A 24497-nucleotide genomic window follows, 5' to 3' on the forward strand; every position below is an offset into this window, starting at 1 on the left:
AAATTATGTCACAGGCTGTAATTACAAAAGCATTTACTGAATGGAAAGCGCAGCAGGCTGTAGATAATAAGCCCGTCCTGCTGGATGAGTTTATTTTTGCCTTTATCCCAGGTATGGATGTTGAAAAGCCGGTTGCTAACACCGAAACCACACCGGCCGCCGATAAAATCGTACACCGTCAGGCGGTCAGCAAGTCCGGCGTAGTAAACGGTGATTCCGTTGTCTATTCCGTGACTCTGGGCGCGGACGTCGGGGATTTTGATTTCAACTGGATCGGACTTGCGAATAAAGCGACCGGCACGCTGGCAATGATTATCCACGCGCCGACGCAACGCAAAATTAAGAATGCCAGCGGTCAACAAGGTAACGTCCTGGTGCGCTCCATGCTGATGGAATACAGCGGCGCACAGGCGGCAACTAACATCACCACGCCAGCAGAAACATGGCAGATTGATTTTACCGCCCGCCTGGCGTCTATGGATGAGCGCCAGCGCCTGGAGAATATCGATCTGTATGGTACGGCCGCGTTTTTTGATAGCGGCTACCTGGTTGCAAAAAGCGGTACACAATATTTTGTCACGAAAGGCGCGGGTTACGTCGCCGGGTTACGTACTGAACTGGCCGCAAACCAGAACATCGCTGTATCAACGAAACCTGTAAAAGTCTGGCTGGATGTGTCCTGGTCGGGAACGTTAACAAGCGAATGGACCGTAAAAAGCAAAATTACTGTGGCCGCGAATCTCGCCGATTACATGGAAAATGGGAGCCAGCATTATGTTTTTGCACTGGCGAGCATTGACGCCAGCGGGAATATTACCGACCTGCGCCCGAAAGGTACGCTGAATGATCAGGCTGCAACCGATGCGCTGAAAAAACATGAGCAGTCGCGTAATCATCCGGATGCAACGACCAGCGCGAAAGGGTTTGTCCAACTCAGTAGCGAGACGAACAGCGACAGCGAAGCGCTGGCGGCAACGCCGAAAGCGGTTAAGGCTGCTAACGATAACGCGAATAATCGTCTGCCCGTAATAAAAAATAACCTCAGCGTGGATTTGAATACGCTGGGCAAAGCGACAGATGTCGGTGTTTATCAGCAACAGGCTAACGCGTCAGCAACAACGGCTAATAATTATCCCGTTAATGCAGCAGGTACGCTTTTTGTTACACCGTCTGCGTACGGCTGCCAGCAAATGTACATTTCTTACAGCGGCCGTATTTTTGTCCGGGCATTGTCCGGTGCTTTTGACGGCAATGGCCCCTGGACTGAATGGAATGAGTTCTTTAGCACCAAAGGCGGCACGTTATCTGGTTCGCTTGCGATTGCCATGAATGCGCCAAATATTGCGCTGAGGAGTACAGGTGATGACACGCGCCAGTACATCATGTCGTACAAAAAAGATGGTTCTAACTCATGGTATGTAGGGAAAGCGAATGCGAACAGCGAATCCCTGATGCTGTGGAACTATCAGTCAAATAGCGGCATTGAAATTGATGTAAATGGCCGTATCAGTTTAAGGGCAAATGGGAAAACGGTTATTTTCAACCCCGATGGTACCTTTGACGGTGAAATCATTGGTAAAACCGCTAATAACTTCCGCATTGCATACGGCAACTATGGTTCTTTCTGGCGCAATGATGGCAACAATCTGTATCTGATGCTGACAGATAGCGGCGCACCTCTTGGAAGCTATAACAGCTTGCGTCCTCTACGGGTGAACCTGAGCACAGGAGAGGTAGTTTTCGGGGAGGGGGTCAACGCCACAAAAGGCATTTCAGCGGGATATGTCGGGGCGTACGCATGGGATCAGCAGTACAACACTACAGCCGCTTACTATCAGGATTTTAGCTCTGCTGGAACCAGTGAATACCACCCATTAATTAAACAACGTGCACGCCTGAGCAGTAACGCATGGGTGTTTTCAATGGGCGCGCTGATTAGCGGTACAGCGTTAAGCTGGCATCTCCATATCAGGGGCAGCGCTGGTCAGGAACATAACCACAAATGGGACACCAGCGGAAATTACTCCTGTCCGGGGCAAGTCACTCCTGCTGACTACACAAACTTTGATGCACGTTATTACACTAAAACGCTTTCTGATTCGCGCTATTACACCAAAGCCCAATCGGATGCGGGGTATATGGCTAAGACTGGCGCATATACAAAAGCCGAAAGCGAAGCGCGTTATCAGGCAAAAGGAAATTATATAACCGGCGTTCGGCTTGGGGCGTCGGCTGAGTATCAGGAGCGCGGTAATAGTGAGCGCATGACTGGCGGTGTAATGACGTCATTTGCTGACCGGGGGAGTTCAAATTACTGGATCCGCCTTCGTCCGCTCCAGTATCAGATTAATGGCGGTTCATGGGTTACAGCGGCCTACGCATAAGGATAAATAACATGATGTTAATGAAAAATTTCACGGCTGATACTAAACAACTTAATGGTATTTCCATCATGGTGTTTACCGATGAGGATGGTAACGACTGGTATGACTCACAAGTTAAATTCTCAGCTACCAGTTTGAAATTCATGTTTGATGATAAAGGGATCATTGTCGCTGCATCATGGGATGTTTCGATGCTTGCCCCTGAGAATCTATCGGTTGCAGAAGTTCGCAAAGCCAGTGTCCCGGCGAAATTCTTTGATTCGGGCACGCGCTGGGTTTTTGATGGTAAAAAAATCATGCCATTTGTTTATAGCCCGGAAGAATTACAGCAACAGGCAGAGGAAAATCGTGATCGTTTGCTGAGTGAAGCAAAAGAGCAAATCATTGTTCCACAGACCAGATTAATGACCGGCCGCACGCTGTCAGACGTGCAATTAAATACGCTGAACGAATGGCTGGATTATATTGAAAAGCTGGAAAGTCTGGACCTCACTGTATTGCCCGTTAACTGGCCGGAGGCCCCGCAGTAATGTGGAAGGAATCGGTTATAAAAATTGCCGATGATATGGCCCCGCTAAGTTGCTCGATCATTCCGGCGCATCCGTGGGTATATGGACTGGGCCAGGCCGCTGATTCTGGCGGATATCTCAGCCCGGCTAACGCGCTTTCATATCTGGCGGGCAAGCTGGCCTCCAGCAGTCTGAGCGGGGATGTTATCGTGATGATGGTTGCTGAAAATACCCATGACGTGTTTTTGAAAGCCCTGGGCAACCTCGCAACGGTATTCCCTGCGCCAGTTTTTACCCAGGTTAGCCGCATGGCCGCAGCGGCGGCCAAACTGAGCACGGTAAAAATGCAAGTACCATCAAAAGTTGCGGCATTGCCTATCGCCGCGCCGTTATCAGTATCAACGAACCGGCTTGCAGTTAATGCCCAGCGGGTCGCCGCCGCGAAACTTGCCGCCGCCCTGCCGGCCAGTGTCACAGGACTGAAAAGTCAGATTGCCGGATTTATTCAGGAACGGGCAAGCCTGCTGGATTCGTTAAGCGAGTCACTGGATGAATTAAAGGGGGCAAGCGCTGAGATCTTGTCTTTCTCTTATACCGGCCCGCATCGCTTTGCCGCCGTGGAGCTACTAAAAAGTATTCCCCGCACAACCGCTGTGCACACTGCGGCAATGCTGTTTATTGGTGATTCACTTACTGATTTAGGAAAAATGATCCATGAGCCAGACCGCGCTACTGGCGCTTAACGGCGAAGGGATTACCATGCAAAACATGCTGGTTTCCCCTTCGATGCAATTTCAGGAAAAGGACCAGTCCGGGCAGACATCGAGCACGACCAATTCCGAGCAGGGCATCAAAGCCAAAGAGCTGCGCGTTTCTGGTCTGGTGACGTTTGACGACGAGGCAGTTTTACAGCGTCTTTTCCAGTTGGCATCCGCAACTGAAACCAGCGGAGCACTGAAAACGTATCGCGTAGCCAATGCTACCGCGACCGCAATCAATTTTCGTGAAGCCACGTTCACCGGCCAGATTGATGCCGTTCCCCAGGAGGACCGCCTCGCCTGGCAGGTCAGTTTTACCTTGCGCGAAAAAAACAGCGTGCCAGAAAAACGCCAGGCGCGTAAAGGCAACGCCACGGCCAGCACCAAGCAAACCGGCGCAGCGGGCGGTAGTGCCACCGCCGCAGCAGACGAGCCAGCCGACAAAATGAGTTGGTTCGAAGAAAAGGTCCTGAAACCGGTCAACGATGCGCTGGGGTAAATCATGAAACCAATAAAACGCCTTTATCTTTCCAGCGATCATATCCACATGGTTGACTGCAATATCGTGCTGGAATTGAACGCCTGCGGGCGCGGCTTCATTACGGCCAGCACTGAAACGGATTACACCGGCAAAGTGGTTCGTGTGGATGTGGGCTACGACGGATTAGTCCTGCGCTGGTTCACCGGGTACGTTGAGCGGTCCCAGCCTGCCGATATTGGCACATGCCGATTATTCGTGCGTGAGCTTGTCGGGGTATTCGATAAGCTTTGGCCGTGCTCTTTCCAGCATCCCACGTTACGGCAGATCACTGACTGGATTACCGAGCAAAGCGGGCTGACCGTTGCCCCGCCTGCCGGTGCTGCTTATGCGGATAAGCCAATCCCACACTTTACGCACAGCGGAACCGGATATCAGCTTTTAGCGAGCCTGGGCCGCGCATTCTCAATAACGGATTACGTCTGGTATCAGTTACCGGACGGCGCAGTCTTCACAGGTGCCGCAGCGGATAGTCTATTCGCTGGAAAGCCCGTGGAAATCCCGCACGAATTTAGCCAGGCATCCGCAGCTGGTAATTCAATGGTTGTGCCGATGATTCAGAGCTTGCGCCCCGGCGTTGAGGTTAACGGCCAGCGCTTAAGCCAGGTTCAGCTAAACAACGATGATATGACTATCACCTGGTTGCCGCGTAACAAGGCCACCGGAAAACCATTACAAAAATCACCCATACAGCGACAGATTGAAAGCGCTTATCCAGAACTGGCTTCCGGGCTGCATTTGCCGAAACTCGCCAGGGTTGAAGCCCCAAGCGAAGATGTTTCTGGGGGTGACATCGCAGACCCATTCCGCCCGCGTTACGCCGTGGATTTGCAACTGCTGGATGAAGACGGCAACGCGGCAGCCAATACACCGGTTTATTCTGCTGTGCCGCTGCCGGTGCCTATGGCGGGCAGTGAGTCGGGAATGTTCCAGTTCCCCCCCCCTGGGACACTGGTAGAGGTTGGATTCGTGGAGGGGCGGCAGGATAAGCCGTTCATACGTCAGATCATGCCACAGGGGCATAACCTGCCAGCGGTGAAACCAGGTGAACAGTTACAGCAACAGCGCGATGGTGTATCGCAGCGGGTGACAGTCGCCGGGGACTGGGTGCGCCAGACTGACCAGACGATCAGCGAAACTTCCATGACGCGGGAAGTGACCGCCGATGATGAAAAGCGGAAGCTGGTTGCCCGCGAAACGACAGTCCAGGCGACGGATAAAACAACCGTGCTGGGAACGGTCACGTTACTGGCTGGCGCGGTTGTTCATATTAGCGAGGGCGATTACAGCATAGGCACGTCCGGCAATCTGACGGTGACATGCAGCAAGGATAATTCTGTCAGTGTTGGTCAGAATGTGAAGCGCGACGTCGGCGGCAAGCTGGAAGACAACATCCGGGGTAATGTCGATCTCACTATTGCCGGGGCGCTAACCGAGAAAATTAACGGCATCCGTAAGAGCGCGGCCGCTGCGCAGGAATTGATCGGCGCATCCGTTAAGCTGGGTAGCGAGGACATCAACGTCCTGACGTTATTGACCGATACGCTGGACGTAATGCGCGAACTGGCGCAGATATGCGCCAGCCACACCCACCCCAACACCGGGGCCAGCGGACAGGCATCACAGTTCACCGGAACTGCCGAGAAAACAAACGCTTTGAAGGCAAAATACAGCCCCCTGATTGCCTGACATAACACACGCGAAACCCATCACGTCACCAGACGCCACAGAACGCCCCACAGCAAGCGCAGAAACATAAGGCCGACACCGTTCGGCCTTTTTTGCGTTCGTTTAACCACGCCCCAGAGACGAAGCGACAGAGTGCAGACGGAAGCGGATCCGAGACGGAAACGGCGCTACACCGCACCCGCCTGCGGTATTTGGATCATAAAAATTTTGCAAAAGAATTTTTGCGCAAAGCAACCCGCCAGCCAGCGCCGTCGCTGGGCTTGTGCGGTCTGCTGGCTCTTGCACGCCGCGCAAGGATTTGCAGCACTTCGCAAAAGTTGCCGCGTCGACAGCGCCTAACCGATTGGTTAACATGATGTTTTTAAAAGGATCGTTTTACTTTCCGTCACGATCAAACATGTGGAGCGGTCGTTATGGCTCGTTTGGCTGGATGGTCTGGAAGCCTTGCGGGGCAAGGCTTTGAACAGGATTTGTCTTGCTGTGGTTTTTGCAAAAAGATGCGACAAAAGATCAATCGGGCAGGCGGCCTTTTGTAACTTCGAAATCAACCAGCTTGTTTGTTTTGGTGTCCAGCGTGCAGGTATAGGTCATGTTAACTTTGGCGTTAAAACCGTTAGTAAATTTCAGTTTGTCACCAACATAGATAATCTGATTCTTTTCAGGCTTGTTGATGTAGCGGCTGAATATGTTCTCAAATGCGCCGTTGGTCCATTCGAAGTCGTACTTTGAAGCTTTCTCAATCGGGCTTTTGCAAACCATTAAAGCGTCCACTAGATGCGCATCAAAAATACACTGGCCGTCGTTCTTATCGCACACCTTCGTTTTCACCGGTTCTTTTGATGCCGGTTCATCGTCGCCGCTGAAATACCAGTAACCAATCCCCGCCAGCACTAACAGGACGATAAAGCCCCCAAAGGCATCGCTGGCTTTGACCCCTGGGTTTTTGACACCACATTGCGGGCATGTCTTCGCTTTGCTGGAGATCTCCTTTTTGCACTCTTTGCACTTCACCATTGCCATAAATAAACCTTCCTTTTCATCTGGTCATTAAAGAGGCTGAAGTCTAACGAGGGATCGCATTCAGGAAAAGAAAAAAAGCCCCGCAGTGTTGCGAGGCTTTGTCTTTGTAATGTGGACACTTTTGTCGAAGTGTGGACGCTATGTGGACGCTGATTTTAAAAATCCCTTTCAATCAGCAATTTAAATGCTTGACCTTCCCCTTGATGGAAGGTTTAACCTTTATAACAGTTAGTCGAGAAGTGTTATAGAGGTCAACAGCTGACCAAATCATTACACGGGAGTTTTGTTATGTCTCACACAATAGACCTGACGCTAGACGGCCTCTCCTGCGGCCACTGCGTCAAACGCGTAAAAGAAAGCCTGGAACAGCGCCCCGACGTTGAAAGCGCTGAAGTGACTATTGAGCACGCAGCCATCACCGGCAGCGCCAGCGCCGACGCGCTGATCGATACCATTAAGCAGGCCGGTTACGGGGCAGCGTTAAGCCACCCAAAGGCTAAACCGCTGGCAGAGTCATCACTCCCGTCGGAAGCACTGACAGCGGCCACTCCTGAGCTTCCGGTAGCGGATGATATTGACGACAGCCAACAACTGCTGATCAACGGCATGAGCTGCGCCAGCTGCGTTTCCCGGGTACAGAATGCCTTGCAGGCAGTACCCGGCGTCGCACAGGCACGGGTGAACCTTGCGGAGCGTACTGCGCTTATTATGGGCAGTGCCTCTGCGGAAGATTTAGTCCAGGCGGTAGAAAAAGCGGGCTACGGCGCGGAGGCTATCGAAGATGACGCCAAACGTCGCGAGCGCCAGCAGGAAACCGCTGTCGCCACCATGAAACGTTTCCGCTGGCAGGCCATTGTGGCGCTGCTGGTCGGTATTCCGGTGATGGTGTGGGGCATGATGGGCGACAACATGATGGTCACCGACGACAACCGCACGCTGTGGCTGGTGATTGGGGTAATTACCCTTGCCGTGATGATCTTTGCCGGCGGCCACTTCTATGCCAGCGCCTGGAAGAGCCTCAAAAATCGCACGGCGACGATGGATACGCTGGTCGCGCTCGGCACTGGTGCGGCGTGGCTCTACTCGATGAGCGTTAACGTCTGGCCGCAGTGGTTCCCGATGGAAGCCCGTCATCTCTATTACGAAGCGAGCACGATGATTATCGGCCTGATTAACCTGGGCCATATGCTCGAAGCACGGGCCCGTCAGCGCTCCTCAAAAGCGCTGGAAAGATTGCTCGATCTCACCCCGCCAACGGCGCGAGTCGTGACGGAGGACGGTGAAAAGAGCGTACCGCTGGCAGAGGTTAAGCCCGGCATGACGCTGCGCCTGACGACGGGCGACCGCGTTCCCGTCGACGGGAAGATTACCCAGGGTGAGGCCTGGCTTGACGAAGCCATGCTGACCGGTGAACCCATTCCGCAGCAAAAATCATCAGGCGATGCCGTGCATGCCGGTACGGTGGTGCAGGACGGCAGCGTGCTGTTCAGCGCCAGCGCGGTGGGCAGCCATACCACGCTGTCTCGCATTATTCGCATGGTACGTCAGGCGCAGAGCAGTAAGCCTGAAATCGGCCAGCTTGCCGATAAAATTTCCGCCATTTTTGTTCCCGTCGTGGTCTGTATTGCGCTGTTCAGCGCCGCTATCTGGTACTTCTTTGGTCCGGCACCGCAGATTGTCTATACCCTGGTGATAGCCACCACGGTGCTGATTATCGCCTGCCCTTGCGCGCTCGGCCTGGCGACGCCAATGTCGATCATCTCCGGCGTGGGTCGTGCCGCCGAGTTTGGCGTGCTGGTTCGAGATGCCGATGCCCTGCAGCGCGCCAGCGCGCTCGACACTCTGGTCTTTGATAAAACCGGTACCCTGACGGAGGGGAAACCGCAGGTCGTGGCGGTGACTGGCGTTGGCGTCTCTGACACTGACGCGCTGCGTCTTGCCGCCGCGCTGGAGCAAGGCTCCAGCCACCCGCTGGCGCGCGCCATTCTCGATAAAGCGAGTGATTCAGCCCTGCCGCAGGTCAACAATTTTCGCACGCTGCGCGGGCTGGGCGTCAGCGGTGAAGCCGAGGGACGCAGCCTGCTGCTGGGGAATCAAGCCCTGCTGAATGAAAATGGGATAGACACCTCCGCGCTGGAAAGCGAGCTGAACGCGCAGGCGTCACAAGGCGCAACCCCGGTGCTGCTCGCCATAGACGGCAAAATTGCCGCACTGTTTGCCGTTCGCGACCCGTTACGCCAGGACAGCGTGGATGCCTTAACGCGCCTGCATCGCGCGGGTTACCGGCTGGTGATGTTGACCGGAGATAACCCAACCACCGCTCACGCCATCGCCAAAGAGGCAGGCATTGATGAGGTGATTGCTGGCGTGCTGCCGGACGGCAAAGCGGACGCCATCAAGGCGCTACAGCGTCAGGGGCGACAGGTCGCGATGGTCGGTGACGGTATCAACGATGCGCCGGCACTGGCGCAGGCAGAGGTCGGTATTGCTATGGGTGGCGGGAGTGACGTCGCCATCGAGACGGCAGCCATTACGCTAATGCGCCACAGCCTGATGGGCGTTGCGGATGCGCTGGCGATTTCGAAAGCCACGTTGCGCAACATGAAGCAGAACCTGTTGGGGGCATTTATCTACAACGCGTTTGGCATCCCTATTGCCGCCGGGATTTTGTGGCCGCTGACCGGCACGCTGCTGAATCCGGTGGTCGCGGGTGCCGCCATGGCGCTCTCGTCTATCACCGTGGTCAGCAACGCCAACAGGCTGTTGCGGTATAAACCGAAGGATTGAACCTTCGTCTCCTACGCGCTAGCATAAACGTTTCCGCTTATGGAGCGCGTATGAGTTTGTTTCATCGTCTAAAAGCATCGTTTCGCGCCCTTTTCCCCCGCCGTTATGCCTGGCCCGGCATGGATATCTCACTGCCCGGTGGACAGCATCTCCACCTGGTCGGCAGTATTCATATGGGGACGCAGGATATGGCCCCTCTGCCATCCGGCCTGTTAAAACGGCTCAGAAATGCCGATGCCCTGGTCGTGGAAGCGGATATCTCAGGACATGAGTCGCCGTTTGCCGGGCTCGACGACGCGCTTCCGCTGGCGGAACGCCTGACTGAAACACAGCTTGCTGAACTGACGCGCATCGCGGATGAAACGGGCGTATCGCTATACATGCTGGATACGCTCCCGCTGTGGCAAATTGCCATGGTGCTACAGGCAACGCAGGCACAACGGCTTGGACTGCGCGGTGATTACGGCATCGACTACCAGCTGTTAAATGCGGCAAGGGCGCGCAGTCTGCCCATCATTGAGCTGGAAGGTACGGACAGCCAGATTGCCCTGCTTCGCCAGCTTCCCGACGATGGAATGATTCTGCTGGACGACACCCTGACGCACTGGCATACCAACGCCCGCCTGCTGCAAACCATGATCGGCTGGTGGCTGGACGCACCGCCGACGGACAGTAAGCTGTCTTTACCGTCAACCTTCAGTGAATCCTTGTATGATGTGCTCATGAATGCCCGTAACGAAGCCTGGCGACATACGCTGCATGCGTTACCTGCTGGGTACTATGTTGTCGCGGTTGGCGCGCTGCATTTGTACGGAGAAGGGAATTTGCCGTCGCTGCTGAGGTAAAAAAATGGCCAATATTTCTATTGGCCCGTCAAAGAGGAATTTCATCGTTTTTATTATGCCGAAGGAGACCTTCGGTTGAGCCGATTGTCGCTCAAAGTGACCATCACTGCCAATACTATTGCGCAAGATGGTGCTATTTTTTAGACAAACGTCAGGCGTATGCTGTCAGCATGAATTGTCTGTCGTGAGAAGGATAGCTATGACTCCCGCCGTTAAATTACTCGAAAAAAACAAAATTTCTTTCCGGATCCATACTTACGAGCACGATCCGAACGAGACCAACTTTGGTGATGAAGTGGTGCGCAAGCTGGGGCTGAACGCTGACCAGGTCTATAAAACCCTGCTGGTGGCGATGAACGGGGATATGAAGCATCTCGCCGTCGCGGTCACGCCCGTTGCCGGACAGCTGGATCTGAAGAAAGTCGCCAAAGCGCTGGGGGCAAAAAAGGTCGATATGGCCGATCCGATGGTTGCGCAACGTACCACAGGCTACCTTGTTGGTGGGATCAGTCCGCTGGGTCAGAAAAAACGCCTGCCAACGCTGATTGATGCCCCTTCCCAGGACTTTGAGACCATCTTTATTTCGGGCGGCAAGCGCGGGCTGGATATTGAGCTGGCGGCGAGCGATCTGGCCAACATGCTGGATGCGAAATTTGCGGATATCGCGCGGCGGGATTGAGGAATTTGCCCGGTAAGCGCAAGGCCACCGGGCAAAATAACGCGCTACTGCCAGCTCACCTCGCCTTTCGGCTCATACGCATTCACGTCGATTGGTGAATTCTGCTGGATGAACTGCTTAAGCACTTCCGCATCAATAAAGCCGGTATTCACATACCCCGGTTTGTTATCAAGATGCGGATACCCATCCCCGCCGGTGGCGTTAAAGCTTAAGGTTGCCAGACGGTAAGTTTTCGCAGGATCGACCGGCTCGCCTTTGATTTTCAGATCGTTAAGCTTACCGTCTTTCGCCACAAAGCTGACGTTGGCAAACTGCGGATAAGCGCCAGAATCCGGCTTCATCTGCGCAACGGCAGTCAGGTACTCAATCACCTCTTTCCCGCTCATGTCGGCATAGACCACCAGGTTGCCGAACGGCTGCACCTTGAGCACATCTTTGTACGTGATATTCCCACCTTCAATGGAGTCACGAATGCCGCCGCCGCTCATCACGCCAAAATCTGCGCCGGTGCGCGCCATTTGTGCCGCCAGCACCAGATGGCCCATATTGGTCTGCACAAAGCGAACTTTGCTGCGATCCCCTTCCAGACGCCCATTCAGCGTGCCGATTTTCACATCCAGCTGCGCTTTGCCTTTATTCTGGAAAGGCGTCAGCAGGGAGAGCATCTGCGCGTTCTCAGCGATCTCTGGGGTGTAAAGTACGCGCTCACTTTTCCCGTCAGGGTAAGTTACCTTTTTCTTCAGGTTGACCGGAATGAGCTGATAGTGCACCAGCTTCATCTCACCGTTACGGAACTCAAAGTCCGCACGACCTACGTATTTACCCCATTCGTGGGCCTGCACAATCCAGATCCCATTCTGGCGGTCTGGCGCACAGGGCGTGCCTGGCACGTAATCCACCTGCTTTTTATTCTCCGACGCCATGCACACCGGATCTTGTGAGTGACCACCCACAATCATAGCCAGTGAGCCTGCTGGCAGGCTGCGCGCCATCTCCACGTCGCCCGGCGCGTTAGACCCATGGTCACCGTTGTCATAGTGCCCCATGTGCGTGGTGGCAATAATAACGTCAGGTTTTTCATTCTGCTGCAGTTCCTGAATCACCAGCTTCGCTTCATCGGCGGGTTTACGAAATTCGATATCGGTGAAAAATTCAGGGTTGCCAATTTTGGCCGTGTCGTCGGTGGTTAAGCCAATCACCGCAATCTTCAGATCCTGACGTTTAAATAACGCCCAAGGTTTAAACAAGCGCTCGCCGGTGCTTTTCTGATAAATATTGGCGGAGAGGAACGGGAATTTAGACCACTTCTCCTGCTGACGCAGAACGGTCAGCGGATTATCAAACTCATGATTCCCGACGGCCATCGCGTCGTAACCAATCAGGTTCATACCGCGAAAGTCCGGTTCGGCATCCTGTAAATCAGATTCCGGCACCCCGGTATTAATATCTCCGCCCGACAACAGCAGCACGCTGCCACCTTCTGCGGAAACCTCTTTGCGGATCCCGTCCACCAGCGTTTTTTGCGCCGACAGGCCATATTCACCGTATTCGCTGCGCCAGAAATGTCCGTGATGGTCGTTAGTATGCAAAATGGTGATTTTATACGTTTTGTCTTTTTCATACGCCTGAACGGGCAGGCTTGCCAGTCCCCAGGCGGCTATCAGCGCCAGTGCGACGCCCCGCTTCATTAACTTCATCTTCTCTCTCCCTGACCAATAGACAAACGCAAAAATTACAGTGACTAATAAGAATAGACAAATAAGTTTTCAGAATTGCGACTTTCTTCAAATGTCACAGACGGGTATGTTAGTCGGATAATAATTACATCCTGCATTTCTAATAACAAACGACGTGGTAGTGATATTTATGGCAATCAGTGAATCTACTCAGCCCGTCTCGGGCGTTCCGGCGTCGCCGCCAGCATCGCGCACTTCTTTTAAAGTATTAGGCGCAATCAGTCTTTCTCACCTGCTCAATGACATGATCCAGTCGTTGATCCTGGCAATCTACCCGCTGCTACAGGCTGAATTCTCATTAACCTTCGTGCAAATCGGGATGATTACCCTAACCTTCCAACTGGCCTCCTCTCTGCTGCAACCGGTGGTCGGTTACTGGACGGATAAATATCCGATGCCGTGGTCGCTGCCCATTGGCATGTGCTTTACCCTGAGCGGGCTGGTTCTGCTGGCGATGGCGGGAAGTTTTGAAGCGGTACTGGTTGCCGCCGCGCTTGTCGGAACCGGTTCATCGGTTTTCCACCCGGAATCGTCACGCGTGGCACGCATGGCGTCCGGTGGCCGTCATGGGCTCGCACAGTCACTCTTTCAGGTCGGCGGTAACTTTGGGAGCTCTCTCGGTCCCCTGCTGGCGGCGGTGATCATCGCCCCTTACGGCAAAGGCAACGTGGCGTGGTTCGTGCTCGCAGCCCTGTTGGCCATTGTGGTGCTCGTACAAATCAGCCGCTGGTATGCCGCACAGCATCGCGTCAATAAAGGCAAACCTGTAGCGAAGGTAATCAATCCACTTCCTCGCAATAAGGTTATTCTGGCGGTGAGCGTGCTGCTGGTGCTGATTTTTTCGAAATACTTCTATATGGCGAGTATCAGCAGCTATTACACTTTTTATCTGATGCAAAAATTCGGATTATCCGTTCAGAATGCCCAGTTCCACCTGTTTGCGTTCCTGTTTGCTGTGGCGGCAGGCACAGTCATTGGCGGGCCTGTTGGCGATAAAATCGGGCGTAAATATGTTATTTGGGGCTCGATCCTCGGAGTAGCCCCCTTTACCCTCGTTTTACCTTATGCAAGCCTTGAATGGACAGGGATTTTGACCGTAATTATTGGTTTTATCCTCGCATCCGCCTTTTCTGCCATCCTGGTCTACGCACAGGAGCTGTTACCCGGGCGTATCGGTATGGTTTCTGGGCTCTTCTTCGGTTTCGCTTTTGGTATGGGTGGCCTCGGCGCTGCGGTGCTGGGGATGGTTGCGGACCATACCAGCATCTTCCTGGTCTACAAAATCTGTGCTTTCCTGCCACTTCTGGGGATGTTGACCATATTCCTGCCTGACAACCGTCATAAAGCGTGATTTAAGGGCTGCCAAAGTTTAACTTTGGCAGCCTGACTCCCTGATGCCATAAGGGTTTCTCCTTCTCCTCGCCGTCAATTTTATCAAAACCTGCTTTTTTAGACGCATATTGGCGTTTTATTCAAACTTCAACAATTTTTCATAAACATAAGCGTGAAAATTGTCATAAACTATTACTCGGTTTTTTTGGTTTTTAGCCAAAAATGGAACACCCACCATGAAAGGAGACGGAATGCACCACGCCACACCGCTTATCACCACCATTGTTGGTGGACTTGTTCTCGCTTTTATCCTTGGCATGATTGCCAACAAACTGCGTATTTCACCTCTTGTAGGCTATTTGTTAGCGGGTGTTCTGGCGGGTCCTTTTACGCCAGGTTTTGTGGCAGATACCAAACTGGCACCAGAACTGGCGGAATTAGGCGTGATTCTGCTGATGTTTGGCGTCGGTCTGCATTTCTCACTGAAGGATCTGATGGCGGTAAAGTCTATCGCCATACCGGGCGCGATTGCTCAGATAGGTGTGGCAACGCTGCTGGGCATGGCGCTTTCAGCAATGCTGGGCTGGTCGCTGATGACCGGTATCGTTTTTGGACTGTGTCTTTCTACCGCCAGCACCGTGGTCCTGCTGCGTGCGCTTGAAGAGAGGCAGTTAATCGACAGCCAGCGCGGACAAATCGCAATAGGCTGGCTGATAGTTGAAGATCTGGTGATGGTTCTGACGCTGGTACTTCTGCCTGCCGTCGCCGGAATGATGGAAAAAGACAACGTCGGCTTTGCCTCGCTGGCGCTGGATATGAGCATCACCATCGGTAAAGTCGTGGCGTTTATTGCCATCATGATGCTGGTGGGCCGCCGTCTGGTGCCGTGGATTTTGTCCCGTAGTGCAGCGACCGGCTCCCGCGAGCTGTTTACCCTTTCCGTCCTCGCGCTGGCGCTGGGTATCGCCTTCGGTGCCGTTGAGCTGTTTGACGTCTCCTTTGCGCTGGGTGCGTTCTTCGCCGGGATGGTGCTGAACGAATCTGAGCTGAGCCACCGCGCCGCTCACGATACTCTGCCGCTGCGTGACGCCTTTGCCGTCTTGTTCTTCGTTTCCGTCGGGATGCTGTTTGACCCGCTGGTCCTCATTCAGCAGCCGCTGGCCGTACTGGGCACGCTGGCGATCATCCTCTTTGGTAAATCCGCTGCCGCCTACTTCCTGGTGCGCATGTTTGGTCACTCGCCGCGAACGGCACTGACCATCGCCGCCAGCCTGGCGCAGATTGGTGAGTTTGCCTTTATTCTGGCGGGTCTGGGCATGGCGCTGAACCTGCTGCCGCAGGCCGGGCAGAATCTGGTGCTGGCAGGGGCGATCCTCTCGATTATGCTCAACCCGGTGCTGTTTGCCCTGCTGGAAAAATACCTCGATAAAACCGAAACCCTCGAAGAGCTGACGCTGGAAGAGGCAACGGAAGAAGAGAAACAGATCCCGGTGGATATCTGCAACCACGCCCTGCTGGTCGGCTTTGGTCGTGTGGGCAGCCTGCTCGGCGAGAAGCTGATGGCGCAGGGCATTCCGCTGGTAGTGATTGAAACCTCGCGCACGCGCGTCGACGAGCTGCGCGAACGCGGCATCCGTGCGGTGTTGGGCAATGCGGCGAACGAGGAAATTATGAATCTGGCGCATCTGGACTGCGCCCGCTGGCTGCTGCTGACCATCCCTAACGGCTATGAAGCCGGTGAGATTGTCGCGACTGCACGCGAGAAATGCCCAACGATTGAGATTATCGCCCGCGCGCATTATGACGACGAGGTAGAGTACATTACCGAGCGTGGTGCGAATCAGGTGGTGATGGGTGAACGAGAGATCGCAAACACGATGCTGACGCTGCTGGAGAAGCCGCCGGTCGAAGAGGCGGTGACGGGCTAAGTTTTGAGCGGCCTGATGCTTTCACCCTGACCCCAGCGAACAAACACTAAAAACGGCAACCTGGGTTGCCGTTTGCTTTTACCTGTCCCAGTATGCCTCTTCGAGGCTATCTTCCCTTTCCGGCAGGCCACGCGTTAAGCGCGGGGAGTGCTGATTTAGCACCTGATAGCTCACGCGGTTCGCGTACTTACACACCTGCGCCAGCGACGAATAGGTCAGCCAGCTGAACTTATGCTTGCTGGAATTCGGTACGTTAGTTTTGTGGTAGGCATTCGCGGTAATATCGTGCAGCAACGCTGCCAGCGCGCCGTCTCCCGCGCCGTTGGTGTTCATTATCTTCTCAGGCCCGCCCATATATGGGGCGATGTGAGAATAGATACGCAACGGGTTAACGCAGTCTTTGTGGCGCATACCGCGGCTGAACTCGTACTGGTTGAATTCTGCAATCGCGCCTGGCAGCAGCGGATGCTGGGTTTTGCGTTTGCTCTCTTCTTCCGTGAAGCCCGCCATGTACAGTCCAACCGGCCCGGCGGTGCAGAGCACCAGATCCACCCAGTCCAGGGCTTTATCGGACGCCAGCAGCGGATCGCTTTCGCCGGTTAAGGCTTCGGCCTCTTCTTCGTTCATTGCCAGAATCGAAACGTGTTCCTTGAGGAACGCCTGCCACCACTCCGGGTTATCCGCAATGACAAACTTCGTCCCCAGCGTTAACACGACCGGAACATTGTATTTCTTCGCATACTCAATCGCCTTCATGGTGGCTTCCGGCATCGGCTCGCCCGGCTTACAGCGCACCAGGTATGACGTCAGCACCAGCGCAGAGGCGCCCGCGATCACCTCTTCCGGAATACTCTCGGCGCGCAGCTTGTTCATGTGGCCGGGGCTGATGGCAAAAGTGCGTTCGCCGGATTCACCAATCAGCGTAAAGCAGCGGCCAATCGGCCCGTCGACGCCTTGCAGATAGTTGAGGTCAGTACGACTTGAGGTGTTGCACAGATAGCGGTAGGCATAACCACCGATTTCAATATTGCTGCACATCACGCCGAGCAGGACCGAGCGGTCGTCTGCCAGTACGGAGTAGTTGTGCATGGTGTTGCCGATAGTGCCGCCGGCAAACTGATGGGTGATCAGATCTTCGCGCACCAGCTCCTGATAGAGCGCTTCGGCAACGTCGTCCTCAATCACCAGCGAGTGCCCGGCGCTCAGACCGTAACGTGCGACAAACGCATCATCCACTTTCGCTTCGATGTCCACCAGCGTCTGATCGATACCTACCACCCATGCGGCGCTGGTTTCATTTTCCGGCTGAATTTGTTGAAGCAGCGGATCGCGGGCATTAACGGGGAAGTAGTGTTTGGATTTACGTTTACCGGGAAATTTCATGGTCTGAACTGTGCAAGGAATAGAAGCCGGGAATGGTAGCACAAACCCGGCTCTGAGTGCGATCAGCGGCTGTTTGTCACCAGCGACACCATCATGTCGATGTGCTCAGGAGAGTCGTTAAGTGCCGGAATGTACTCGTACTTCGTCCCACCCGCTTCCAGGAAGAACTCTTTATTCTGCACGGCAATTTCTTCCAGCGTTTCGAGGCAGTCCGCCGAGAAGCCCGGTGACATCACCTGAATATGCTTCACGCCCTTCTCGCCCAGCATTTTCAGCGTCTCATCGGTGTATGGCGTGAGCCATGGTTCGCGCCCAAAGCGCGACTGAAAGGTCATCATCACTTTTTCCGGCGGCAGGCCGAGCGCGGACACCAGCTCGCGGGTGGTATCGCGACAGCGCTGCGGATAATCATCCCCTTCGTTGGCGAAACGCTGCGGGATCCCGTGATACGACAGCAGCAGCAGGTCCGGCTCACCATGTTTTTCAAACGAGGCGCGCGCGCTGCTGGCAAGGGCTTTGATGTAGAGATCGTTATCGGCGTAGTCGCGAATAAAGGTCACGCCCGGAATGCGACGGCGAGTCGCCAGAATGCGTGCCAGCTCGTCCCAGACGGCTGCCACCGTCGAGCAAGAGTATTGCGGATACAGCGCCAGTACCACGATGTGGTCAACATCCTGCGCCAGCAGCGTTTCGACAGCGCTCTCCAGCGAAGGTTTTCCGTAGCTCATGCCGAGCGCAACGGGCATATCCGGCAGGCGAGCGGCCAGCGCTTTTTCCTGACGACGGCTGTAAACCATCAACGGTGAGCCCTCTTCCATCCACACGGATTGATAGAGCTTCGCCACGCGCGGGGAACGGATCGGCAGAATAACGCCGCGCAGCAGCGGCCACCACAGCACTCTCGGGGTATCAACGACGCGGGTGTCGCTTAAAAATTGTCGCAGATAGCGTTTTACCGCCGCTGGAGTAGGTGCTTCTGGGGTACCCAGATTGGCAAGCAGGATGCCGATTTTCGCCTGACTCATTCACGCCTCTTAACCATTTGATAGGTTGCCAATTGTAGCGGAAATGCGTTTAAACGGAACCCATTGCTGTAATAGATAAAAATGAGAATTTTTCTCACCCGGAGGCCCGGGTGAGAACGGTGCGATTAGCCGAGGATTTTTTCCAGCTCTGCACGAACGTCAGCAACGGCTTTGGTGCCGTCCACTTTTGCGTATTTGGTGTTACCCGCCTGCGCTTCTTTCGAGTAGTAACCGATCAGCGGCGCGGTCATCTGATGGTATTCCACCAGGCGCTTACGCACGGTTTCTTCCTGATCGTCTTTGCGGGTAGTCAGCTCTTCACCGGTCACATCGTCTTTACCTTCAACCTTCGGCGGGTTGAATTTGATGTGATAAACGCGGCCAGAGGCAGCGTGCACGCGACGGCCAATGATACGGTCAACAATCAGATCGTCTGGAACATCGAATTCCAGAACGTAGTCCACGTTGATGCCCGCTTCTTTCATGGCATCAGCCTGTGGAATGGTGCGCGGGAAGCCGTCCAGCAGGAAACCGTTGCGGCAGTCTTCCTGAGTAATGCGCTCTTTGACCAGCGCGATAACCAGTTCGTCGGTAACCAGCTTGCCTGCGTCCATGATGTCTTTCGCTTGCTTGCCCAGCTCGGAGCCAGATTTAACAGCGGCACGCAGCATGTCACCGGTAGAGATTTGCGGAATACCGTATTTCTCCATGATGAACTGAGCCTGAGTTCCTTTACCCGCGCCCGGAGCGCCAAGCAGAATAATACGCATTGCGAAAATCCCCTCAAAAGTTGGTTCAATTTTTCAAAAGCGCTAAACAATACCATCAGAACGGACGTGGCTCAAGAAAGGCGGGAAGGCTGAAACGGTTAACGGGGGAGATAATTTGGGATAGTGCGGTAGATTCCCCCTCACTTTACCCCTCCCCCTTTGGGGAGAGGGGTAGGTGAGGGGTAGGTGTTTAATTACGCCAGCAGCAACGCATTCACGCGCTTAATGAACAGGTTAGGATCTTCCAGCGTGCCGCGCTCGGCCAGCAGGGATTGATCCAGCAGCAACTCAACCCACTCGGAGAAGCGAGCCTCGTCCTGAGTGTCTGCCGCGCGTTTCACCAATGGGTGATCCGGGTTCAGCTCAAAGATATATTTAACCTCAGGCATCGCCTGGCCCGCAGCGGCAAACAGTTTTGCCATCTGAGTGCCCATTTCATCGGCATCCGTGGTCACAATCGCCGGGGTATCGGTCAGGCGGTGAGTGAAGCGTACCTCTTTCACACGGTCACCCAGCAGGGTTTTCACGCGCTCAACAAATGGCTCCAGCGCCTTCTCGGCTTCTTTCGCGCTTTCATCGACGTCGTCCGCCAGCTTATCGATAGACTCGTCGGCTTTCGCAACAGACTGGAAGGTTTTACCGTCGAACTCGGTCAGGTAGTTCATCATCCATTCGTCGATGCGATCGGAAAGCAGCAGCACTTCAATGCCTTTCTTACGCAGCAGCTCCAGGTGCGGGCTGCTCTTCGCTGCAGCGTAGCTGTCGGCGGTGATGTAATAGATCTTCTCCTGCCCTTCTTTCATGCGGGAGAGGTAATCTTCCAGCGACACGTTCTGCTCGGAGGAGTCAGTATGCGTGGAGGCGAAACGCAGCAGTTTCGCAATCGTTTCGACGTTAGCGGTGTCCTCCGCCGGGCCTTCTTTCAGCACCAGGCCGAACTGTTTCCAGAAGGTCTGGTATTTCTCGGCGTCGTCTTTCGCCAGTTTGTCCAGCATCTGCAGCGTACGCTTGGTCAGCGCGTTACGCAGGTTACGGGTGACGGTGCTGTCCTGTAGGATCTCACGCGAGACGTTCAGCGGCAGATCGTTGGAGTCGATAAGGCCACGGGTAAAACGCAGATAATTTGGCATGAACTGCTCGGCGTCATCCATGATGAACACGCGCTGTACGTACAGCTTCAGACCATGCTTGTGATCGCGGTTCCACATGTCCCACGGTGCCTGTGCCGGGATATACAGCAGGCTGGTGTACTCCTGCTTACCTTCCACACGGTTGTGGCTCCAGGTCAGCGGGTCAGTAAAGTCGTGGGCAATATGCTTGTAGAACTCGTTGTATTCGTCGTCTTTAATTTCAGACTTGTTGCGCGTCCACAGCGCCTGCGCCTTGTTGATTTTCTCCCAGGAGACAACGGTCTCACCGTCCTGTTCTTCCTGTTTTTCAATCTCTACCGGCAGCGCGATGTGATCCGAGTATTTGCTGATGATCGAGCGCACGCGCCAGTCGTTGAGGAAATCATCTTCGCCTTCGCGCAGGTGAAGGGTGATCTCGGTGCCGCGATCCGCTTTGGTGATATCGTCAACGGTGTACTCGCCTTCGCCGTGGGATTCCCACAGCACACCGTTTTCAGCGCTGTCGCCCGCAGCGCGAGTGCGCACGGTGACTTTATCTGCCACGATGAATGCCGAGTAGAAGCCCACGCCAAACTGACCAATCAGCTGGCTGTCTTTCGCCTGATCGGAGCCCATGGATTCGAGGAAGGATTTGGTTCCGGATTTAGCGATAGTCCCGAGGTGGTCGATGACTTCATCACGGTTCATACCAATGCCGTTATCCGCGATGGTCAGTGTACGGTTCTCTTTGTTGAAAGAGACGCGCACGCGCAGCTCACCGTCGCCTTCATACAGATCCGGGTTAGACAGCGCGCGGAAACGCAGCTTGTCCGCCGCATCGGAGGCGTTGGAAATCAGCTCACGCAGAAAGATTTCTTTATTGGAATACAGGGAATGGATCATCAGGTGCAGAAGCTGTTTTACTTCTGACTGGAAACCACGGGTTTCTTGTCCTTTCATTTAAGTCGACCTCAACAATGCCATTTAATGGGGTTTTTACACGTTGAGTGAGAGATGGGGATACGGGGGGATATTTTCAAGCGGAGGCGGCGAATGCCCCCTCCGTTTGGTCAGAAAATAATCTTATGGCGCCCTGCCAGAGAGTGGGACAGCGTGGTGCCATCAACCATCTCCAGCTCGCCGCCAACCGGCACGCCATGCGCGATACGGCTGGCATCAACGCCATACTGTGAGCACAGTTCAGCGATATAGTTAGCCGTTGCCTCGCCTTCCACCGTGGGGTTGGTGGCCAGAATCACCTCTTTAATCGTTTCCGATTCAAGACGCTGCTCCAGTCGGTCAAGGCCGATATCGTCCGGGCCAATACCGTCCAGCGGCGAGAGATGCCCCATCAGCACAAAATAACGGCCAGAAAACTGCCCGGTTTGTTCGATGGCATAGATGTCCGCAGGACTCTCCACCACGCAAATCTGACCGTTTTCCTGACGCCGCGGGTTCGTACAGATATTGCATACGTCCTGCTCGGTGAACGTACGGCAATCCGCACAGTGACCAATTTCTGACATGGCGCGGGTCAATGCCTGCGCCAGGCGCATCCCGCCGCTGCGGTCGCGCTGCAGGAGCGTGAACGCCATGCGCTGCGCCGACTTCGGGCCAACGCCCGGCAGGCAGCGCAGTGCTTCCATTAACTGCGTGAGCAGCGGACTGGTTTGCATCAGAATGGCATCTTAAAGCCCGGCGGCAGTTGCATACCGCTGGAAACAGAGGCCATTTTCTCTTTCTGAGTTTCATCGATACGGCGAGCAGCATCGTTAAACGCGGCTGCAACCAGATCTTCCAGCATATCTTTGTCGTCTTCGAGCAGGCTTGGGTCGATCTCAACGCGGCGGCAGTTGTGCGCACCGTTGATGGTCACTTTGACCAGACCGGCACCGGATTCACCCGTGACTTCCAGCTGAGCGATCTCTTCCTGCATCTTCTGCATTTTTTCCTGCATCTGCTGAGCCTGCTTCATCAGGCCACCCAGACCGCCTTTTCCACCAAACATAGGCTTCTCTCTCTTTCACGTTTTACGATTAAAACCGCAAGTCAGACTCACGATCAAATGGGGCGAATACTCTCTTCATCCAGATCGGCGTCGAAGAACCGGCGCAGGGTCTGGATGTTGTTATCCGCAATAATCGACTCACGCGCCTGCGTGAGTTTTTCTTCATAAATGGCCTGTCGCCACTCAAGTGGCGTTCGCACCGTCGGATTATCATCTTCAATGATAGTCAATTCAACCGGCATCCCCTGTAATGCAGCGAGCGCTTCAGCCAGCGCCTTTTGTGCACCAGGGGAATTAAGATGCCGTTGACCCGGGCGAAGATGTAGCCGCACCTGATTACCGTCCTGCTCTTTCCAGGCGTTGAGTGCAACCTGCTCTACCAGCTTCGGCAACTGCAGCTTGCTGACCTCAGCGGCCCAAGCGTCCCGTTCAATGGACTCTTCCGCGAGTTTTGCGGAAAGCTCCGGCGTCTTTTCATGCTCCAGCGCCTTTTTCAGCGCTTTTGGCGTGGCAACCTCTTCCTTCACCTCTTCAACGAGAGTGGTTGCCTTCCAGCGGTAAGCCTCTTCTTTCACCGGGGCTTTTTGCTCGAGCGCGGACGGCGCAGGGCGCGACTGAACGCGCTCCGTAACCGAAGCCAGTCGTTCAAGCGCGGCGTTATTTACCGGCCGCGCTCTTCCTGGCGCTGCCGGTTCACTCTTTTTTGGTTTGGTTACTCCCTGCGCACGTTGCAACTGGCTTCGTGCGGCAAGCACCGAACTGGTGGTATCCGACAGCGGCACATTTTGCGGTGGCGGCGGAGTCGGCTGCGGTGGCACCTGCTGCGGCGACATGACAGCCGTAGGGGCGACAGGCGCGAAGGACTGCCGGGGCACCTCCGGCTCGGGCAGCGGCATTCGCGGGTGGAACGCCAGCGCGCGCAGCAGCGTCATTTCGACGCCCATTCTGCGATCCGGTGCGAACGGCAGCTCTTTGCGGCCAATCAGCAGCGTCTGGTAGTAAAGCTGAACGTCAGCAGGCGGCACGGTGCGGGCAAGTTCGCGCATCCGCTGTTCGATGGCCGCCATATCCGCACCGATGGCCGACGGCGAAAGCTGCAGCATCGCTACGCGGTGCAGCAGGCTGAGCATCTCAACCAGCAGCGCTTCCCATTCGACGCCGCGGGCAGCGGCCGCGTTGACCTGCGCCATCACCCGTTCGCCGTTGGCGGCAATCATCGCTTCAATCAGCGAAAGCGCCTGGTCATCATCCAGGGTACCGAGCATGGTGCTAACCGCGTCGGTCGAGAGTTTCCCATCACCGCTAGCAATCGCCTGATCGGTAAGGCTTAACGCATCACGCAGGCTACCGTCAGCCGCGCGCGCCAGCAGCTGCAGGGCACGCGGTTCGTGAACAATTTTCTCTTCATCGAGAATATGCTCGAGCTGAGCGCGGATCTGTTCAACGTCCAGCGCCTTCAGATGGAACTGCAGGCAGCGCGACAAAATCGTGACCGGCAGTTTTTGCGGATCGGTGGTCGCCAGCAAGAATTTCACATGCGAAGGCGGCTCTTCCAGGGTTTTCAGCAGGGCGTTGAAGCTGTGACGCGACAGCATGTGGACTTCATCGATCAGGTAGACCTTGAAGCGGCCACGCGCCGGGGCGTACTGCACGTTATCCAGCAGATCGCGGGTATCTTCAACTTTGGTACGCGAGGCAGCATCGATTTCGATCAGATCGACAAAACGCCCCTGTTCAATTTCTCGACAGTTATCACACACGCCGCAAGGGGTGGCGGTGATCCCGGTTTCGCAGTTCAACCCTTTTGCCAGCAAACGGGCAATAGAGGTTTTCCCGACGCCGCGGGTGCCGGAAAAAAGATAGGCGTGATGGATACGACCTAGCGACAAGCCGTTCGCCAGGGCCGTCAGCACATGTTCCTGACCGACAACGTCAGCAAAGGTTTGTGGTCGCCATTTACGGGCTAACACCTGATAACTCATGGGCAGGCTCTGCAA

19 protein-coding genes and 1 other annotated feature are annotated in these 24497 nt (G+C 54.8%); of the genes, 10 read left to right on the top strand and 9 right to left on the bottom strand.

Annotation, left to right across the window (positions count from 1 at the left end; all coding sequences use genetic code 11):
* Positions 1-5: 5 nt before the first annotated feature.
* The 5 genes from V5P19_RS11265 to V5P19_RS11285 are packed head-to-tail and all read left to right on the top strand — an operon-like array spanning position 6 to position 5878.
* A complete protein-coding gene (locus tag V5P19_RS11265; RefSeq protein WP_334403220.1) occupies positions 6-2384 on the top strand; it encodes a phage tail protein in 2379 nt (792 codons plus the stop codon).
* Positions 2385-2395: 11 nt separating this feature from the next.
* On the top strand, positions 2396-2914 hold the full coding sequence (locus V5P19_RS11270; protein WP_334403222.1) for a tail fiber assembly protein: 519 nt from the start codon (positions 2396-2398) through the stop codon (positions 2912-2914).
* Positions 2914-3636: a hypothetical protein gene (locus V5P19_RS11275; RefSeq protein WP_334403224.1), complete on the top strand. Its 723-nt coding sequence runs from the start codon at positions 2914-2916 to the stop codon at positions 3634-3636. The genes V5P19_RS11270 and V5P19_RS11275 overlap by 1 nt, the downstream gene beginning before the upstream one ends.
* On the top strand, positions 3608-4150 hold the full coding sequence (locus V5P19_RS11280) for a hypothetical protein (protein ID WP_334403226.1): 543 nt from the start codon (positions 3608-3610) through the stop codon (positions 4148-4150). The genes V5P19_RS11275 and V5P19_RS11280 overlap by 29 nt, the downstream gene beginning before the upstream one ends.
* Before the next feature lie 3 nt (positions 4151-4153).
* Entirely contained in the window at positions 4154-5878 is a 1725-nt protein-coding gene (locus V5P19_RS11285; protein WP_334403228.1) for a hypothetical protein, read from the top strand.
* A gap of 510 nt (positions 5879-6388) precedes the next feature.
* On the opposite strand, the gene V5P19_RS11290 is transcribed toward V5P19_RS11285, so the two are convergent.
* Positions 6389-6898, bottom strand: a complete 510-nt coding sequence (locus V5P19_RS11290; protein WP_334403230.1) for a hypothetical protein — start codon at positions 6896-6898, stop codon at positions 6389-6391.
* Between the two features lie 288 nt (positions 6899-7186).
* Between V5P19_RS11290 and copA the strand changes: the two genes are divergently transcribed.
* The 3 genes from copA (at position 7187) to ybaK (ending at position 11209) form a co-directional block, all read left to right on the top strand.
* Positions 7187-9685 (top strand): copper-exporting P-type ATPase CopA, encoded by a 2499-nt coding sequence (gene copA, locus V5P19_RS11295; protein ID WP_334403232.1) that lies wholly within the window; start codon positions 7187-7189, stop codon positions 9683-9685.
* Between the two features lie 50 nt (positions 9686-9735).
* A complete protein-coding gene (locus V5P19_RS11300) occupies positions 9736-10530 on the top strand; it encodes a TraB/GumN family protein (RefSeq protein WP_334403234.1) in 795 nt (264 codons plus the stop codon).
* Between the two features lie 199 nt (positions 10531-10729).
* Positions 10730-11209: a Cys-tRNA(Pro)/Cys-tRNA(Cys) deacylase YbaK gene (gene ybaK, locus V5P19_RS11305; protein WP_334403236.1), complete on the top strand. Its 480-nt coding sequence runs from the start codon at positions 10730-10732 to the stop codon at positions 11207-11209.
* Between the two features lie 44 nt (positions 11210-11253).
* On the opposite strand, the gene ushA is transcribed toward ybaK, so the two are convergent.
* Positions 11254-12906 carry a bifunctional UDP-sugar hydrolase/5'-nucleotidase UshA gene (gene ushA, locus V5P19_RS11310; protein ID WP_334403238.1) on the bottom strand — a complete coding sequence of 551 codons (1653 nt, stop codon included), beginning with the start codon at positions 12904-12906 and terminating at the stop codon, positions 11254-11256.
* A gap of 169 nt (positions 12907-13075) precedes the next feature.
* Between ushA and V5P19_RS11315 the strand changes: the two genes are divergently transcribed.
* Both V5P19_RS11315 and ybaL read left to right on the top strand, forming a co-directional pair.
* Entirely contained in the window at positions 13076-14296 is a 1221-nt protein-coding gene (locus tag V5P19_RS11315; protein WP_334403240.1) for an MFS transporter, read from the top strand.
* A 232-nt stretch (positions 14297-14528) separates the two neighbouring features.
* A complete protein-coding gene (gene ybaL, locus V5P19_RS11320; RefSeq protein ID WP_334403242.1) occupies positions 14529-16205 on the top strand; it encodes a YbaL family putative K(+) efflux transporter in 1677 nt (558 codons plus the stop codon).
* Positions 16206-16283: 78 nt separating this feature from the next.
* On the opposite strand, the gene V5P19_RS11325 is transcribed toward ybaL, so the two are convergent.
* The 7 genes from V5P19_RS11325 to dnaX form a co-directional block, all read right to left on the bottom strand.
* On the bottom strand, positions 16284-17588 hold the full coding sequence (locus V5P19_RS11325; RefSeq protein ID WP_334403244.1) for an inosine/guanosine kinase: 1305 nt from the start codon (positions 17586-17588) through the stop codon (positions 16284-16286).
* Between the two features lie 62 nt (positions 17589-17650).
* Positions 17651-18613, bottom strand: coding sequence for a ferrochelatase (hemH, locus tag V5P19_RS11330; protein ID WP_334403246.1), 963 nt, complete (start codon positions 18611-18613; stop codon positions 17651-17653).
* A gap of 125 nt (positions 18614-18738) precedes the next feature.
* A complete protein-coding gene (adk, locus tag V5P19_RS11335; RefSeq protein WP_334403248.1) occupies positions 18739-19383 on the bottom strand; it encodes an adenylate kinase in 645 nt (214 codons plus the stop codon).
* Between the two features lie 194 nt (positions 19384-19577).
* Complete coding sequence (htpG, locus tag V5P19_RS11340) at positions 19578-21452, bottom strand: molecular chaperone HtpG (RefSeq protein ID WP_334403250.1); 1875 nt, start codon at positions 21450-21452, stop codon at positions 19578-19580.
* 110 nt (positions 21453-21562) lie between these two features.
* Positions 21563-22168, bottom strand: coding sequence for a recombination mediator RecR (gene recR / locus V5P19_RS11345; RefSeq protein ID WP_008499298.1), 606 nt, complete (start codon positions 22166-22168; stop codon positions 21563-21565).
* A complete protein-coding gene (locus tag V5P19_RS11350; protein ID WP_010428194.1) occupies positions 22168-22500 on the bottom strand; it encodes a YbaB/EbfC family nucleoid-associated protein in 333 nt (110 codons plus the stop codon). The genes recR and V5P19_RS11350 overlap by 1 nt, the downstream gene beginning before the upstream one ends.
* 53 nt (positions 22501-22553) lie before the next feature.
* On the bottom strand, positions 22554-24482 hold the full coding sequence (gene dnaX / locus V5P19_RS11355; RefSeq protein ID WP_334403254.1) for a DNA polymerase III subunit gamma/tau: 1929 nt from the start codon (positions 24480-24482) through the stop codon (positions 22554-22556).
* Positions 23160-23224, bottom strand: a sequence feature (DnaX frameshifting element). It overlaps the preceding gene by 65 nt.
* Positions 24483-24497: the final 15 nt, after the last annotated feature.

Origin of the sequence: Enterobacter sp. UNJFSC 003, from assembly GCF_036903355.1 — a bacterium.
Classification (GTDB): domain Bacteria; phylum Pseudomonadota; class Gammaproteobacteria; order Enterobacterales; family Enterobacteriaceae; genus Enterobacter.